Origin of the sequence: Gilliamella sp. B14384G12 (assembly GCF_016101825.1) — a bacterium.
Lineage (GTDB): Bacteria > Pseudomonadota > Gammaproteobacteria > Enterobacterales > Orbaceae > Gilliamella > Gilliamella apicola_N.
This window is the reverse complement of record NZ_JACFPU010000008.1, coordinates 104959-122676: the sequence shown is the minus strand read 5'-3', so window position 1 is coordinate 122676 and position 17718 is coordinate 104959. Positions and strand designations below refer to the sequence as shown.

Here is a 17718-nt window from a genome sequence, read left to right as displayed (position 1 = left end):
CTGTAGATTAACTATGAAAAATGAAAGCTTATCTTTTGATTTTGTTTGTTATACACTGCTTAAAAATTTTCGAAAAAGGAAATAATATGAATGCAAGTGAAAGACGTCAACAGATAATAGAATTTCTTAATATGAAAGGAACAGTATTAGTCAGTGATTTATCGGAACAATATGAGGTTTCAGAAGTCACTATCAGAACAGATCTTCGACTATTAGAGAAACAAGGTGAGCTAACACGATTTCATGGTGGCGCAACAAAAATCATCAATAATAATGATATAAAGTCATTTAAAGAGTTGCAGTTAGAAGAACGATATCAGCGATTTATTGAAGATAAAAAACGAATTGCAATTGAAGCAGTAAAACATGTTAAACAAGGCGATACTGTTATTTTAGATAGTGGTAGTACTACTATGTTAATAGCCGAAGAGCTGGTTAAATTAAAAAACATTACTGTTATAACAAATAGTCTTACCTCTGCTTTTATACTCTCTGATAATAGCGACATAATGTTATTTATGTGTGGTGGGACACTTAGGCATAAAACCCGATCTTTTCACGGAAAAATTGCTGAGCAATCGTTAGATGGTATCTCTGCTGATATTTTATTTGTTGGTGCAGATGGTATAGATGCAAAACGAGGAATAACAACCTTTAATGAAGGGTACACAATTAGCAGTGTGATGGCTAATACCGCAAAAAAAGTAATTGCTGTGCTAGATTCATCTAAGTTTGGACGAAATGGCATTAATGTGGTTTTACCACTAAATAAGCTTAATACTATTATTACAGATATCAATGTTGATGGTAAATGTAAGCAGGAATTTGGAAAACAGGGAGTTAGTTTAATCGCTGTTTAATATTTCGATTGATAATAGGGTACCTGATTAAAGTAGGTTTAATTGATCTAACGTTTTTTAAAAGATAACGAATTACAGTTTAATAATTTATGAATTGTTTCCATACTTGCTTAAAATGAATTCTATCTAAAAAGTGATCATTTAAGATTGTTGTTTCTCCCAACAATATTAATTTGTAGGTGAGAATATGATATTAACAATTACGATGAATCCTTCGGTGGATATATCATACCCATTAAGTAAATTAATTATTAATGATATTAATCGGGTATCTAATGTAAAAAAGACCGCTGGCGGTAAAGGGCTTAATGTTACTAGAGGAATTAAATTTTCAAATATATCAGTATTAGCCTCTGGTATTATTGGTGGAACAACTGGGAATTATATCCAAAAACAATTAGATGAAGATAATATTGATTATGATTTTTATATAACAAAGCAGGAATCAAGAAACTGTATTGCCATTTTACATGAAGGAAACCAAACCGAAATTTTAGAATCAGGTCCTGTGTTAGAGCTTCAGGACGCTAATCTTTTTTTAAAACACTATCAAACGTTGCTTGAAAAAGCAGATCTTGTGACCATTTCCGGATCATTACCTCAGGGTTTTCCCATCGATTTTTATGTAAGTTTAATTGAACAAGCCGATAGGCATCAAATCCCTGTTTTGCTTGACGCTTCTGGAAAAATGCTTCATGCAACACTCGTTTCCGAACATAAACCTTATTTAATAAAACCCAATAAAGAAGAATTAAAACAAGTCATCCAAATGGATATTGATGATAGTGATAACAATTCATTAATTAGAGCACTTAATCATCCTCTGCTAGATGATATTCCTTTCATTATTATTTCGTTAGGTAAAAAGGGTGCGTTTGCTCGTTGTCATGACCAATTTTATCAAGTCACAATTCCTAAAATTAATGTAGTTAATCCCGTTGGTTCAGGTGATGTCACATTAGCGGGTCTTGCGGTAAGTTTACACGAAAGCGAATCAGTAGACAGTATGCTGAAACGAGCTATGACGATGGGTATGTTAAATACGATGGAATCACAGACAGGTTTTGTCAATATGAGTAACTATGACCAATACTATCAACAAGTTAAAGTTAAAGAAATATATAAATCATAAGGTTAATTAGGAGTAAATTATGTATCTTATTTCCAGTCAAGAGATGTTAAAAAAAGCTCAGCGAGAACATTATGCCGTTCCCGCTTTTAATATACACAACCTTGAGACAATTCAAGTTGTAATTGATACAGCAAAAGATATGCAATCGCCTGTCATACTTGCAGCAACACCAGCAACGTATAACTATGCCGGCACACAGTATTTGATCAATATTTGTAAAACTGCGGCACAAATCCATCATTTTCCATTTGCGTTACATTTAGATCATCATGAAAACCTGAGCGATATTAAAACTAAAATAGAGGAAGGTATTCGTTCAATTATGATTGATGCTTCTCATTATCCATTTGAAGAAAATATTGATATTGTCAGTAAAATGGTGGCATTTAGCCATAAATATAACGCAAGTGTTGAAGCAGAGCTTGGCCGTTTAGGAGGGCAGGAAGACGATTTGGTTGTTGATGATAAAGAAAGCGCATTTACCGATCCTGATGCAGCCAAAGAATATGTAGAACGTACAGGAATTGACTCTTTAGCTGTGGCAATTGGATCTGCTCATGGCTTATATAAAGGGGAACCTAAGCTTGATTTTGAAAGATTAGCGAAAATACGTGACAAAGTTGAAGTTCCTTTGGTACTACATGGTGCTTCGGGTATTCCAGAAACAATGGTGAAAAAATCTATTTCATTGGGTATTTGTAAAGTGAATGTCGCAACAGAATTAAAAATTGCTTTTTCTGATGCTTTAAAACAAGATTTTAAAATTCATCCTGATGCTAATGATCCTAGGCATTATATGCAACCAGCTAAATCAGCAATGAAAAAAATTGTTGAAGAAAAGATTCGTATTTGTGGTAGTGCAGGGAAATTATAGTATGCAAGCAAAGGGTATTTTATTTGATTTAGATGGAACATTAGTCAATTCATTACCAGCAGTTGAGCGCTGCTGGTTAGTATTTGCTGATCGTCATAAACTTAATCATTCATATGTATTAAAAACCATTCATGGTCGTAAAGCTATCGATAATATAAAACTATTTTTGCCTAATAAACCAGAAAGTTTTATCGAACAAGAGTATCGTTGGATGGAACAATTAGAGACTCAAGATATAAAAGATATTGATGAAATATCTGGAGCCAGTCATTTCTTACGGCAATTATATTCACTTAATATCCCTTGGGGAATTGTAACCTCAGGTACAAAAAAAGTAGCTAATTCTCGTTTTGCTATTCTCAATGTAACTAAACCAAAAGTTTTTATTACAGGTGAGATGGTCATTAATACTAAACCCTCTCCTGACGGTTACTTACATGCAGCAAAATTACTTGGATTACCTGCTGATCAGTGTATTGTTTTTGAAGATTCTAAAGCAGGTATTGAATCTGCATTTAATGCACAATGTCAAATTATTAGTGTCAACTGTCCTAATTCATTTGATAATAATTGTATGATACATATTGATTCTTTTGACGAGCTAGTAATAAAAAAATTAAACGAGAACGATTTTGAAATATTAAAAAGCAATATATAAAACATAATTGATAAACTTATTTATTGCTTTAATTAAGTAACAGTTTAATCCCAAAGTATTTTTGCCGTGTAATTATTGATAATATGTTCAACACTTGCCTGATTTGAACATATTATCAATGGAGTTATGCATTATTTATTTATATTGCCGATGATTTGTTTAAAGGTCGAAAATGAACAAAAACCCATTGTATTAGTTGGACAATTCTCCATTTCTAACGTTACTTTATGGGGTGGATTGTTACGATTTAATTGGGTCAAATTTCGGATTTGATCGGTTGATTGATAAAAATATTCAATTTTCATCAATGCTTCACCACTATGATTATCACGCCATTTTTGGAACACTACTTTGCCTCCAATTGGTGTCGTTTCAAATTGATCAGGTAGTGTATAAGATTTAATTTTTAGTGCTGAAAATAATGATGCTACATTTGAATCATGACCGACTAAAAAAGTAAATTTGGTATGATTTTTTTCTGAGAAAGTTTGATTAATATAGTTAATTAAATTTGCGGCAACCTGTTTAGCAATAACGGGTGAACCAAATAAAATAGTATTGTAATATTCTTTTATCGCAACTAATTGTTCAAATTGTTTATTGTTTTTTATTTTTCCCCAAGCAATATCTTGCAATGGAGCGCCTTCATAATATTGTAAAATAAAAGCATCAGCGATTGATGTCCCTGTTCGAAGGGGACCGGTTATGCCGGGTTCTTTGCCTTTTTCAATAATAATTTTGGTTGGTAAATCGGTAAAATCACACTGTTTATCGGCCAAACAATTAGTTGATTGGGTGTAATTTATGATATTAGATAGATCTTGATAGGTGTTATTAAGTTTTTGATTTAACCCTTCAATACCTTTCGCATGAGCAGTTTGGTTGATTGAAGTGATTGCTGCTTGTTTAAATTCAGGATTATCATCACTAATCACAGGAAAAAATACGGGATCCATAGTACCTAATTTTTCCTTATGAATAATTGGTACAATACAACCAGGAAAAGCACCAACTGTAAAGTACTGACCCGTTGCAATAGTACGTTGTAAACTGTTGGTGTAAATATACACTTCATTTTCACTTGGGCAGGTATTTTCGGTTAAAAGTTTATTATCAACCAACCATTCACTAAAGTAATGACCAAAATAGCTTTCTAATACCCCGCCGCGAGTAGTCAAATAACTGGCAGGAGTATCCCATTGTGGCCATTGATTGGGTGTAATTTTACCAAGCGTGCTTGTTGGACTGGCAAGAGGAGCTCTTAAACCATGTCGACTAAATACGACTACTTGTTCTAAAGTATAATTGTCTAATGTCTCTATTGCTTGTGCAGAAAAAGATAAAACAAAAGACAGACCTAATATTATTTTTAATTTTCGCATAAATAAAAACCTCTTAATTAACTTTTAAAGAGATAATATCACCATGATATTTCTGTTATAAGTGGTCGGTGATCACTTACAATTCCTTTAATTAAGTAGTGCGCTTTTACACTATTAATATCCAAATTTTTGATAAAGGTGTGATCGATTTCGACTTGTCCTTCTCCATCATCATCCCACATATTGCCTGAAGGAAATGAGACTTTATTTCCTATTTTTTCTAATCGAGTCCAATGTGAAGTTAAATATTGCATTAGCGTGTTATCTTTACCATGATCTATGGTTGAATTAACGTATTTAGTTGGTGAACTATTGCTTGGAGTAGTATTAAAATCACCTGTCACTATTAGAGGTAATGTTGATGACTTAACATAGTCAACAATGGCTTGTGCCTGTAATATTCTTTCTTCAAGTGATCTATAAAGATGTACTCCTATAACATTTAGTTTTTTGCCATTAATATTAACTGTTGTCATTAATGAGGTTCTTGGTTCAGGACCATCTGGTAAAGGAATATTATATGAATCAATAATAGGGTAACGACTAATAATTCCCATGCCATATTGCCCTCCATCATAATCGAAAAATGCTCCAAATTTGTAATACTTTAAATTGGCTAATTTGGCAATTTGAGCTAATTGATCAACATTGTTGGTTCTTTTGGTTTTATCATCGACTTCTTGCAATACAATAATATCTGCCCTTTCTGTGATTATTTTATCGGCAATACTTGCAGTACTAATTGTTCCATCATGTTGTTCACTATGATGTATATTAAATGACATAATTTTGATTAACTCTGCACTGGCAATGTTACTTATACATTCTAATAATACTATAAAAGTTACAAAAATAGATTTGATAAACATTTGGACTCCTAAGAAAGGAACACCGTTGATTCTTACTTTGATAAAAAAGTTTATGGATTTTTAAATCAAAATATCGGTAAGATCTGCTGATGTTTGATAAACAATATTACCATTTACAATAGTTGCCATTAGTTGATTATTCGCATTTAATAGAACTAGATTAGCTTGTTTTCCAACAGCAATATCACCCAAGTAATGATCTATACCTAATGCTTTTGCTGGATAAGAACTACCATGTAACCACGCTTGTTCAAATGAAATATTCGCATAATCGGCAAGATTGGTAACTGCACGATTTATCGTTAGAGTACTTCCTGCTAATCCCCCATCTTCTGTACGTACAACATGATCTTGTACATGTACTTTTAATTTACCCAATTGATAATCACCATCAGACATCCCTGTTGCTCTCATTGCATCGCTAATTAATAATAAGTTTTTCCCACAACATTTATGGGCAATATTAACTGCTGCAGGATGTACATGATGACCATCTATGATAATTTCAGTTTGACAATTATCTATTGTTAGGGCTGCTCCAACTACGCCAGGATTACGATGATGCAAACCTGACATGCCGTTATAACAATGTACTACACCACTTGCACCAGCAAGTAGTGCCGCTTTTGTTGTTTGATAGTCCGCATTGGTATGTCCAATCATTACCCTGATATTTATTGAACGTAACCATTCTATAATTTCTAATGCATTTGGATACTCTGGAGCAAGAGCTATACACTTTAATGTGCCCTCAGCAAGATCTAACCATTTTTCTATAAGGTTGCGATCTGGGGCATGTAGTAGCGTTTCTGGATGTGCTCCTTTATGTACAGCATTAAAAAAAGGTCCTTCTAGATATGAACCTAATAAAGTTGCACCAGCGACTCCTTGCTTTATGCTATGTTTTACTTGTATTAATGCTGACTCAATTTTTTCATGACTTTCTGTAACGGTTGTAGCTAAAAAAGCACCAATACCATGTCGTGCTAAGAAACTGCTCATTGTATTAAGAGCTTCATGGGTTGCATCCATTGTATCTGCGCCCATTACGCCATGAATATGGGTATCTATTAGTGCAGGTAAAACCTTGATATTATTTGAAAAAATCTTATTTGTTTGTTCAATTTTTATAATCTTCCCATTTTTAATGGTAACCATTGCATTTTCTAACCAACCAACGGGGGTTAGAATTTGCTTAGCATGTATTGTTTCAAATTCCATCTGAATATTCCTTTTTATCAATTGATTTTTTGATGTTTTCATCCCATAAACTGGTTATGCTAGATTTTGCAATATCTAATGCTCTCAGACGGAAACTTTCAGCATCTAATTCATCTCGTTGTAATAACATTTCTAATAAAATAGGTAAATTGGTACCACTAATTATCTCAACATTATTAAATTGATAGCTTAACATTGCAGATAATCGAAATGGAGAACCACCTAAAATATCAGTAAAAAATATTACGCCATCACCTTTATCGCACTTTTTTAGCGCATCAGTCAGTTGTTGCTCTAACACTTCACTACTCATCCCATCAGGGAAATTAATAGCAGTAAATTGTGCTTGTTTTCCAATAATTTGTACTACCGCTTCATAAAGGCCGGTAGCAAAGCTACCATGGCCTGTTAAAATGATACCCAACATAACTAACCTCTATAAGCATCCAACTAATTTACCTAATATGCCAATTACCACGGTTAAACCAATTAATTTTACAGGTGAGAAATTACGTTTCATTAAATAATAGACAATTAATGTAAATCCTAATGGTAATAAATTTGGCATAAGTTTATCTAGAACATCAGTTTGTAAAGCAATATGAGCCTTACCGGCATTAATCTCTAATGGTGTGGATAAATGTACATAAGAGGCTACAAGTGCACCAATAACTGTCATGCCGACAATTGATGCTGCATGTGAAATGCGTTTGGTATGGGTTTTCAATAAGGGTAATGCGCTAGTACCAGCATGATAACCATAATGAGCAAGACCAAAACGTAATCCAAAATGGACTAAATTAAACATTAATAAAAAAATTATTGGACCAAAAAAACTATTTTCTAGTGCTAATGAAGCACCAATTCCAGCACAAATAGGCAACAATGTTAACCAAAATAATGCATCACCAATACCACCTAAAGGCCCCATTAAGGCAACTTTAACTGAACGAATTGTTGAAATATTTTCTTTGCCTTTTTCCATAGCTAAAACTAAACCAGACAAAAAGGTAACATCGAAAGGATGGACATTGATAAACTCCATATGCATATGCATAGAGTTTTTTAAGTCATCTGAATTTTTATGAATTTTTCTTAGCGCAGGTAAAATAGTATAAAGCCAACCACCAGCTTGCATACGTTCATAATTGAACGAAGCTTGTAGAGCTAAGGAACGAAATGCCATTCGATTAATGTCAACTTTAGTTAATGCTACATTTTGGCTTTGATCAATATAAGTATCGGTTGATACTTTGCTTGTTGCTAGTGCTTGTTCCATGCGTTTTTCTGCTTTAGCAGCCATTATTTTATCATTTTCGTCATTAAATCCCATCTTCTACCTCCACAGAACTTGCCCGTACTGATTTGTCATTGTCGTTGTTAACTCGGCTATAATTAAAGAAATCAATCATTGCAATTGCTAAAGCGCCTAATGCAATTGCTAATATTGGTAAGTTAAGGTATGTCACGCCAAGGAAACCTAAAATGAAATAGGCAATATAGGTTTTTTTCATCATAATTTTCATTAACATAGCAAAACCGATCGCGGGCATCATTCCACCGGCAACGCTTAATCCATCAAGTAACCATTGTGGTGATTTTTTTACTAAATCTGTTGCTACATCAGCACCAAAGTAAATTGGTAAAAATGCGAAAATGAAATAAAAGCAAAACAGGATAATCATGCCAAGGTAATTGACCCACTCAATACCTTTGAAATTAAGTTGATCAACATAGCGATCACATTTGTGCATCATTGGTGAATAGATAGTAAATAAAATAGTGATGCAACCTTGTACCGCTATAGCAAATGGAACGGCAATACCAATGGCAACTTTAGGATCGGCATGAGTTAAAATTGCAAAACTTGTACCAATTACGCCGCCAATAACAACATTAGGTGGTTGTGCTCCAGCCAATGGTACCATTCCCATCCAAACAAGTTCTAATGAACCACCAACATATAATCCTGTTTTTATATCACCTAAAATCAATCCCACTAAAGGACCAATTACAATAGGTCTATGTAAATGAGTTAGACCATCGAATAAATCTACACCAGCGATACCTGCTAGTAATCCAATTAATAATGCATCGATTAACATAGTTTGCTCCTAGGTTAGGATTGATCAATTAGATCTATTATTTTTTCACCAGCCTCATCTGGTACACGGCGAATCTCACACGTTACACCTAATCGTTCAAGTTCTTTAAAAGCAACGATATCTTCTTTATCAACAGATACTGTTTTATGAATTTGTTTTTTTCCTTCCGAAAAATGCATATTACCTACGTTAACAAATTTGATAGGTACGCCTCCTTTAACGAGAGTTAAAACATCTTGTGGTGTTTTACAAACAATAAATATTTTTTGTCGTTCTGCTGCTTTGCCAATAATGTCGATGGTTTTTTGTAAAGTAAAATAACGGGTTTGTATTCCTTCTGCGATAACCATATCCATAAGATTTTGTTGAACAGGATCTTGTGCAGCATTATCATTAGCAACTAATAATAAATTAGCCCCAAGTGCATTGACCCAAGTTACACCAACTTGACCATGAACTAAGCGATTATCAATGCGTGTCATAAGAATATTTGGAGTGCTCATATGTTTTACATCCTTCGTTTTGTGATAATGGGATACTTTAAATTTAGTCAAATGGGTAAATAGTAACGCCTTTTACCACTCGATTAACTTCACCTGTTGGACAAGGATTATCAGGCGTTAATCCATGATTTAATGATTTTTCAAATGCGAGCATCTGGGCAAAAACAAGATATGGGAAGATCAGCCAGCAATCCGCAAAATTACTATTTACTGTAAGTATATTTTGTTTATCGGTACTATTTTTTCCGCTTAACGCAAGTACATCCATTGCGATATGGTCATTAACTAATTCATTTAATAAATCAGTGTCATATTGATTAATATAATGATCGTTAGAGAAGAAACAGATGACTAAACTTTGTGAATTAATCATGAATTTAGGACCATGGCGTAAGCCTAAAATAGAATCAAATCGAGAAGCTATTTTACCCGCTGTTAATTCAAGAATTTTTAATGCAGACTCTTGGGCGATACCAGTAAAACAACTACTACCGACATAGATAACTCTTTCATGGTTTTTATGTGCTAATTGTTTAGTTATTTTCTGCCAACTTTCTATTTTTTGTTCACAAATATTAGCAATTTCCATTACTGCCTCATGTGCTTCTACATGATCAATATTTCCCAAAAGGAGTAATGTTGCAAGTATCATACTACTAATACTTGACGTCATAGCAAAACCTAAATCATGAGCACCTTCTGGCATAACCAGTGGAAGAATACGGTTTGATGAATTGTTATTAGTCGCATAATCGGTTAAAGCACAGTTTGGATTACATATTAAAAATAAGTGATGACAATCAGAAACTAGTTGATCTGCTAATTTAACTGTTGCCACACTTTCAGGACTATTGCCTGAACGAGCAAATGACACCATTAATGTTTTTTTATTTGGTGAAAGATATTGTAGTGGGTCAGCAACAATTTCAGTTGTACCATAGGCATGAACATTTCGATGGGTATGCTCTCTTAACCAAGGTGCAAGCGCTACGCCCCCAAAAGCTGATGATCCAGCCCCAGTCAAAATAATTTCTAAATTTGGATCCGCCAGTAAAGGTTCTAAAAATGTTTGTAATTGAGCTCTGTTTTGTTCAATTAATTGTAATAAATCACGCCAAATTTTAGGTTGTTGACAGATTTCTTTAGCAGTATGTTCTGCGCCGTGTTTTTTTAGCCAATCTAATGAATAATTTAAATACTGTTGCATAATTTCGATCCTGCCTTTTGAATAATGATATGGTTAAAAATGAGATCATTTATGTATCTGCAATTTCCACATTAATTCCTAGTGAATGTAATTGCATTAAATGGTCTTTGGATATTTTTGAATCAGTGATTAGAGTGTTAATAAGATTAATTTTTTCTATCGTGCAGAAACTTTTTCGACCGAATTTTGTTGAGTCTGTTACTGCAATAATTTGTTCAGAGACTTGGCACATTACTCTATTAACTGAAGCTTCACCAAAATTTGGAGTTGTAATACCTGCATTGAGATCAAATCCATCAACACCTAAAAATAATTTATTAAAATGGTACATTTTTAATTGTTGCTCAACAGTAGAACCTGAAATAGAGTAAGCTTTTTTTCTAATATTGCCGCCAGCAATAATCACCTCAATATTTGTATTGATTGATAATTCATAAGCAATGTTAATCGCATTTGTAAAAACGACTAAATTCTGTTTTTTACCTAAATGTGGCACCATTGCAGCGGTTGTTGAACCTGAATCGAGAATAATTCGATCGCCGTCATTTACCATTTCGGCTGCTTTTTTAGCAATCTTATTTTTTATAATTGAATTAATGCGGCTTTTATCAAATAAAGGTCTATCAAAAGCAAAAGTTTTATTTATCATTGCTCCTCCATAAGAGCGTAATACACAGCCTTTTTGCTCTAAATGGCGAAGATCATTACGAATTGTGACTGTAGAGACTTTAAAAAGTTTGCTCAATTTATTCACAGACACGGTATTTTCTTTACCCAGTAAATGAATAATTTTTTCTCGACGTTCAAGAGTGTTCATAATTTCATTAGTCATAAAGTTACAACTTATTAATCTTTCATTTTGTTATTAAATTTGAACACGTGTAAGGGATTGAAAATGATAAATAAGTCACAAAACAGATTATGCATAGAAAAACCTAAAAATCATTTCATTTGAAACGAAATGAAAGAATAAAAATAAAATTATATTTTAGATAAAAAACTATTATTATTTTTATTCAAATGGTTAATGAAAAGATGAAAAATTATTTGAATAAGAAATGAAAGTATATAATTTCATTTTATAAAGTGATGTCTATCACAAATTTGATCATTAGATTTGAAATAATGATAATTTTGGAGAGATTTAACGTGAAAAATTATTTAAATAAAAAATCGAGGATGGGAAGTTATTGAAACCATATTATAGTTTCAATAACTTGTATTTTTTAATTCAATTCTGGCTGTGCAGCAGGTTTTTTAACTTGGTTAAAAACTATCATTACAACAAATGCAATAACGGTTAAATAAATAATAAACATCCCATATGTGGACATCATATCAATGAGTGAACGACCACGCATAGCGATATCACGGAAAAAACGGAATAACCAAACTAAAGGGAAAGCATGGCTAACATAATAAGCCCAGATTGGCATAATACCTACAGCCATTGTTGATCCCCCCATAATAAAACCTGGAGGTACTAAAAATATCATTTTACTTGCACCTTCACCTGGATTATTGGTTTTCCAAGAAAGTAAAAAACCTAACCAACCAAATGCGAGTCCAGTCATAAATATACTCGGTACAAACACGAAGTAGTTACCATCAAAACGTAATTGTCCGAATAAAACAAGTACTGCGGTAATCAATGTTAATCCGGTAGTATAAAATAATGCATAAGGTATTGTTCTTGCTAATAAAGCGACAAAGCCTCTTTCTAAAACGGTATTCCACAATCCAGTAATTTTTAAACGACCTATAATCATCAATGATGTTAACCCATATGTTAAAGATGAGAAAAAGTAAACAAAATAGATGATGGTTGAAATTGTTGATGAACTTGCTGGATTAAATAGATTACGGGATTTTAGCTGCATAGGTGATAAAGTGGCTTCAGTGCCTTCTCGACCCAACCCCAATGACGAAACTTTACCCACACTCAGTTCTGCACCTAATTCAGGTATATATTCGTTGAGATTTTGAAGTACTTTAGCATTTTGGGCTTCATTCGTGTCATCTGAAAAGTAACCTAAACGAACAGTCTGGTCTCCTCTTTTTAAGCTCTTTTCTAACCCTTTAGGAATATATAAAACACCTAAATTACGATCATGAGAAACTAAAGTTATAGGATTAACAGGCGATCTGATGACTTCAGAAACTTCAATGTAAGAAGAAGTATTTATTTTACTAATTAATTCAGTCGAATAATTAGAACCATCAAGGTCTATAACTGCAATTTTACCTTCAAATACCGAACCATGACTGAGTACAATAGAGAAAATAAGCGCAACAATAGCGGCTAACCCTATAGCAACTTTGTAATACGGGATAAAGTGGCCTGATAACATTGCATCAAGCTCTTCTTGAATAGATTTAATGATGTTTTGCATCATTGTTTAACCTCAAGTGTCATTCCGGTTAATAGTTTTGGAATTGATTCCATATATATTCTGACTTGATAAGATGTTAAATCAGCTTGACCGCGTTCTCGAGTCATGCGTAAATCAGCAAAAGATGGTGCTGCTGTTGCAAAACGAACCTTACCTTTTACTTCTTTATCCAAAGCAATCGCATTTGCTGTAACAGTTGTACCTGGTTGGTAGTCATTGACCATTTTTTCATTTACATAAATGTCGATATATTTACGATCGGTTTCTAACAGTACAGCGGGCGCGCCTGTTGGTGCCAATTCACCATCTTCAAACATCAGTTTTAAAACTTTACCATCTTCAGGTGCTTTTAATGTGAGTCTTTGGTAATTGATTTGCAATTGTTTTAAATCAGCTTCGCCTTGAGCTAACTGTGCCTTGAGCTGTGCTAATTGATTTTGGCGATTTTCAAGCTTTTGTCTTGCAATTGTAATCGATTGTAGTGACATGCCAGTAGCATTTTGCGTTTTTTCAAATTGACTGACTTGTTCAGGTGTAGCACCAATCATTAATGTTGATAATTGGCTTTCAATTTGGATTACTTGCATTTTGGCTACAACAAAAGCATTACGAGCATTATCAAGTTGTGATTGTGAGTTTCCACCTGTTTTACGTAATTGTGTTTGACGATCAAACTCCGTACTAGCCAAATTTCTAGCAGATTTCGCCGCTTCTAAACTTGCTTTAACTTCTTCAATTTTACGCCAAGTCGATAGTTCAGAAAGATTGGTTTCGTTTTCAGTGATTACAATTGCAGCTTGTTCTTGATTAACTGCAGCTCTTTGGCTATCAACCAATGCTTGTAAACGATCAATTGCCAATTTTGTATCAACGTCCTCTAATTGCATTAAAGGATCCCCTTTTTTAACCATCTGTGATTCTTCCACAAATCGCTTAATGACTTTACCTCCTACATTTTGAAAGGCAACATTAATTTCATCAGCAGTTAACACTCCTGATTTAATGCTTTTCGCAACTGTTACAGCATCATTGCGGGAGCCCAAAAAGATTAAAAATGATCCAAAAAATAGAAGAAGTAAAAAGATAACAGGAATTTTGACATTTTTTTTCATATACAGCTTATTTTCCATTTATTTAGTCAGCTAATTATTTAATTAAAAAGAATGACTTCAATTTCATTGAAATCAGCTATTTCGTAATAATTTACGCAACATAAGTATTAAAGATTCTTGTTCTTGCGAGTTTAGTACCTGCGCAAAAGCACGAATCGATTTAAGGTGATCGGGTAATGCATTTTGAATAAGTGTTATTCCTGCTTCTGTCAAAGTTATCAAACGTGAACGACCATCTTCATCGTTTTTTGTCATGGATATTAATGGATTTGATACGGTTAACATCCGCTTAACCATAACCGATACGGTTGCCGGAGTTACCCCTATACGGAGTGCGAGATCGCCAGCACTGGTTTCACCTTCTGAATATAATGACATTAACAAAGCAAACTTACCTTCAGAAACATCATAATCTTTAGTAAGTTGTGCATAAATATTTGAACGGATCAAATCAGCTGTTGTTATCAAACTTAAAACTAGGTCAACACCAGATACGTCAATGATATCATCATTAAATCTTTGTGCTCGTGCTATTGTCTCACGAGATGGAAGCTTTCTTGACTTATAATTCAATTATCATTACTCAATTTAATTAGTCGGCTAATTATACTGATTTAATATTAATTGGCAATCATTTTCACTGGTTTTTTATATCTGTTAACGATTAATTAATAAGCGCATTTTTAAGAGTGTTATAACATTTTTAATTTTACTTATATGTTCAATTGCCATAACATAATGATATTAAATAATATTGTTTAAAATTACTACTTTAGTAGTAACCCTTGAGAGTAGTTATATTCTGTATAAAGTTTCATACAATGGGAATAGTCTCAAATTTGATTATTTAAATTAGAATAAATTGGAGCTTTTGTATGAGTAAAACCAATCTCGTTATCATTGGTAATGGGATGGTTGGACATCGTTTTGTCGAAGAAATTATCGACAAAATGCAGTCTGATCAGTTCAATATTACTATTTTTTGTCAAGAACCTCGGGTCGCTTATGATCGGGTTCATCTCTCCTCTTACTTCTCAGACTTTACTGCTGAAGGATTATCGCTTGTTCAAGAAGGATTTTATGAAGAACATCACATCAATATTTTACTAAATGAACGTGTGATATTGATCAATCGTCAACTTAAACAGGTGCATTCACAGACTGGGCGAATTGTTGAATACGACAAGTTAATTATAGCGACAGGTTCTTATGCTTGGGTTCCCCCAATTAAAGGTGCTGATGGTGCGGATTGTTTTGTTTATCGCACGATTGAAGATTTAGACGCTATTGCACAATGTGCTAGTCATTGTAAAACGGGTGCCGTAGTCGGAGGTGGTTTACTCGGACTTGAAGCTGCAGGAGCACTTAAAAATTTAGGCATACAAACCCATGTGGTTGAGTTTGCAAACGTTTTAATGGCTGAGCAGCTTGACATGATAGGTGGCGAACAATTGCGCCATAAAATTGAAGAAATGGGCGTTAGTGTCCATACCAGCAAAAACACTCAAGAAATTTTGCATACACCACAAGGTAAAGTAATGCAATTTGTTGATGGTACATCACTAGAAATCGACTTTATTGTTTTTTCCACTGGCATTCGAGCTAATGATCAGTTAGCGCGTGATTGTCAGTTAGACATTGGTGCTCGAGGGGGCATTGTCATCAATGATTATTGTCAAACGTCTGATCCTGATATATATGCTATTGGCGAATGTGCATGTTGGCAAGGTAAAGTCTTTGGCTTAGTTGCTCCAGGGTATAAAATGGCGCAAATTGCCGTTGTGCATTTACTTGGCGGCAATATTCCATTTGATGGTGCTGATATGAGTGCTAAGCTGAAACTGATGGGCGTTGATGTAGGTAGTATTGGCGATGCCAAAGCCAAAACGGTCGGTAGCCGTAGTTATATATATTTAGATGAAAATATACCTGTTTACAAAAAATTAGTTGTTTCTAATGATAATAAAAAATTATTGGGTGCGGTATTAGTAGGAGATACTAAAGATTACAGCAATTTATTACAGATAATGCTCAATAATATGGATCTACCAGAACACCCTGATACATTGATTTTGCCTGAACATGCCGGTTCTAAGCCAACAATGGGTGTGGAGGCATTGCCAGATTCTGCACAAATCTGCTCCTGTTTTGATGTTACTAAAGAAAAAATCATCAATGCCATTCATGCTGGTTGCCATACTGTAGCTGCCATTAAAGCTCAAACTAAAGCAGGTACAGGCTGTGGGGGGTGTATACCGCTGGTTACACAAATTTTAAATACAGAACTAGCAAAACAAGGTATAGAAGTTAGTCACGCCCTTTGCCAGCATTTTAAATATTCTCGCCAAGAATTATATCATCTGATTCGGGTTGAAGGATTGAAAACATTTAAGCAAGTGATAGATAAACATGGTATTGGTTATGGTTGTGAAATATGCAAACCAACAATTGCTTCGTTATTAGCTTCATGTTGGAATGATTATATTTTGCGACAAGATCTAATCCCTCTGCAAGATAGTAATGATATCTTCCTCGGCAATATTCAAAAAAATGGTACTTATTCGGTTATTCCACGTAGTGCTGGTGGTGAAATTACCCCTGAAGGATTGATCGCCATAGGGAAAATAGCTCAAAAATATCACCTTTACTCTAAAATTACTGGTTCACAGCGTATTGGTCTTTTTGGTGCACAAAAAGATGATTTACCAGCTATTTGGAAAGAATTAATTGATGCAGGGTTTGAAAGTGGCCATGCTTATGCTAAAGCATTACGAATGGCTAAAACCTGTGTAGGTAGCACATGGTGTCGTTTTGGTGTAGGTGATAGTGTTGGTTTTGGCGTTGAGTTAGAAAACCGTTATAAAGGTATTCGTGCACCTCATAAATTTAAATTAGGTGTATCAGGTTGCACTCGCGAATGTGCTGAGGCACAAGGTAAAGATATTGGGGTAATTGCTACCGAAAAAGGGTGGAATTTATATGTCTGTGGTAATGGCGGAATGAAGCCTCGTCATGCTGATTTATTGGCAGCTGATTTAGATAAAGATACCTTAATTCAATATCTCGATCGTTTTATTATGTTCTATATTCGTACCGCAGATAAATTACAACGTACGTCTGTTTGGCTTGAAAATATGGAAGGGGGTATTGATTACTTACGCAGTGTGATTATTGATAACAAACTTGGTATTAATGATGAACTAGAAACAGAAATGACTCGCTTACGAAGTTTATTTGTATGTGAATGGAAGCAGACAATTGAACATCCTGAAAATCAACATCGATTTGCTCACTTCATCAATAGTAATAAACGCGATGAAAATGTCCAGTTTATTTCTGAGCGTAATCAACATCGCCCAGCGAGTTTACATGAACGCTATGCAATATCAGAGGAGCAATAAT

Annotated in this window: 17 protein-coding genes; 5 read left to right on the top strand and 12 right to left on the bottom strand. The window is 34.0% G+C overall.

From position 1 onward, the window contains the following. Window positions 1-86 precede the first annotated feature (86 nt). The 4 genes from H3S73_RS09510 (at window position 87) to H3S73_RS09495 (ending at window position 3524) form a co-directional block, all read left to right on the top strand. Window positions 87-860: a DeoR/GlpR family DNA-binding transcription regulator gene (locus H3S73_RS09510; RefSeq protein WP_065738271.1), complete on the top strand. Its 774-nt coding sequence runs from the start codon at window positions 87-89 to the stop codon at window positions 858-860. Between the two features lie 187 nt (window positions 861-1047). Next, window positions 1048-1992 (top strand): hexose kinase, encoded by a 945-nt coding sequence (locus tag H3S73_RS09505; RefSeq protein WP_198227597.1) that lies wholly within the window; start codon window positions 1048-1050, stop codon window positions 1990-1992. Between the two features lie 19 nt (window positions 1993-2011). Beyond that, the gene (locus H3S73_RS09500) at window positions 2012-2866 is read left to right on the top strand and encodes a tagatose bisphosphate family class II aldolase (protein ID WP_086307892.1); all 855 of its coding nucleotides are present in this window, start codon (window positions 2012-2014) and stop codon (window positions 2864-2866) included. A 1-nt stretch (window position 2867) separates the two neighbouring features. After that, window positions 2868-3524: an HAD-IA family hydrolase gene (locus H3S73_RS09495; protein WP_144092018.1), complete on the top strand. Its 657-nt coding sequence runs from the start codon at window positions 2868-2870 to the stop codon at window positions 3522-3524. Window positions 3525-3655: 131 nt separating this feature from the next. Here the strand turns inward: H3S73_RS09495 and agp are convergent, their stop codons facing one another. From agp to H3S73_RS09435, 12 genes are all read right to left on the bottom strand, one after another. Then, complete coding sequence (gene agp, locus H3S73_RS09490) at window positions 3656-4906, bottom strand: bifunctional glucose-1-phosphatase/inositol phosphatase (RefSeq protein WP_198236421.1); 1251 nt, start codon at window positions 4904-4906, stop codon at window positions 3656-3658. A gap of 38 nt (window positions 4907-4944) precedes the next feature. Next, complete coding sequence (locus H3S73_RS09485; RefSeq protein WP_086326021.1) at window positions 4945-5775, bottom strand: endonuclease/exonuclease/phosphatase family protein; 831 nt, start codon at window positions 5773-5775, stop codon at window positions 4945-4947. 60 nt (window positions 5776-5835) lie between these two features. Further along, window positions 5836-6996 (bottom strand): N-acetylglucosamine-6-phosphate deacetylase, encoded by a 1161-nt coding sequence (gene nagA / locus H3S73_RS09480; protein WP_144092015.1) that lies wholly within the window; start codon window positions 6994-6996, stop codon window positions 5836-5838. Continuing rightward, a complete protein-coding gene (agaF, locus tag H3S73_RS09475) occupies window positions 6986-7423 on the bottom strand; it encodes a PTS galactosamine/N-acetylgalactosamine transporter subunit IIA (protein ID WP_039129092.1) in 438 nt (145 codons plus the stop codon). Before agaF ends, nagA begins: the two co-directional genes overlap by 11 nt. Before the next feature lie 9 nt (window positions 7424-7432). After that, on the bottom strand, window positions 7433-8329 hold the full coding sequence (locus H3S73_RS09470) for a PTS system mannose/fructose/sorbose family transporter subunit IID (protein WP_039129095.1): 897 nt from the start codon (window positions 8327-8329) through the stop codon (window positions 7433-7435). Continuing rightward, a complete protein-coding gene (gene agaW / locus H3S73_RS09465) occupies window positions 8319-9101 on the bottom strand; it encodes a PTS N-acetylgalactosamine transporter subunit IIC (protein ID WP_198236422.1) in 783 nt (260 codons plus the stop codon). Before agaW ends, H3S73_RS09470 begins: the two co-directional genes overlap by 11 nt. Before the next feature lie 14 nt (window positions 9102-9115). Continuing rightward, a complete protein-coding gene (gene agaV / locus H3S73_RS09460) occupies window positions 9116-9604 on the bottom strand; it encodes a PTS N-acetylgalactosamine transporter subunit IIB (RefSeq protein WP_039129101.1) in 489 nt (162 codons plus the stop codon). Between the two features lie 43 nt (window positions 9605-9647). After that, window positions 9648-10811 (bottom strand): SIS domain-containing protein, encoded by a 1164-nt coding sequence (locus tag H3S73_RS09455; RefSeq protein WP_198236423.1) that lies wholly within the window; start codon window positions 10809-10811, stop codon window positions 9648-9650. Between the two features lie 49 nt (window positions 10812-10860). Further along, entirely contained in the window at window positions 10861-11643 is a 783-nt protein-coding gene (gene agaR / locus H3S73_RS09450) for a transcriptional repressor AgaR (RefSeq protein WP_086326018.1), read from the bottom strand. A gap of 394 nt (window positions 11644-12037) precedes the next feature. Next, complete coding sequence (locus H3S73_RS09445; protein WP_198227587.1) at window positions 12038-13207, bottom strand: ABC transporter permease; 1170 nt, start codon at window positions 13205-13207, stop codon at window positions 12038-12040. Beyond that, window positions 13204-14316 carry an HlyD family secretion protein gene (locus H3S73_RS09440; protein ID WP_198236424.1) on the bottom strand — a complete coding sequence of 371 codons (1113 nt, stop codon included), beginning with the start codon at window positions 14314-14316 and terminating at the stop codon, window positions 13204-13206. The genes H3S73_RS09445 and H3S73_RS09440 overlap by 4 nt, the downstream gene beginning before the upstream one ends. Window positions 14317-14388: 72 nt before the next feature. Further along, the gene (locus H3S73_RS09435; RefSeq protein WP_086325927.1) at window positions 14389-14889 is read right to left on the bottom strand and encodes a MarR family winged helix-turn-helix transcriptional regulator; all 501 of its coding nucleotides are present in this window, start codon (window positions 14887-14889) and stop codon (window positions 14389-14391) included. 302 nt (window positions 14890-15191) lie between these two features. Between H3S73_RS09435 and nirB the strand changes: the two genes are divergently transcribed. Then, a complete protein-coding gene (gene nirB, locus H3S73_RS09430) occupies window positions 15192-17717 on the top strand; it encodes a nitrite reductase large subunit NirB (protein ID WP_198236425.1) in 2526 nt (841 codons plus the stop codon). Window position 17718 lies beyond the last annotated feature (1 nt).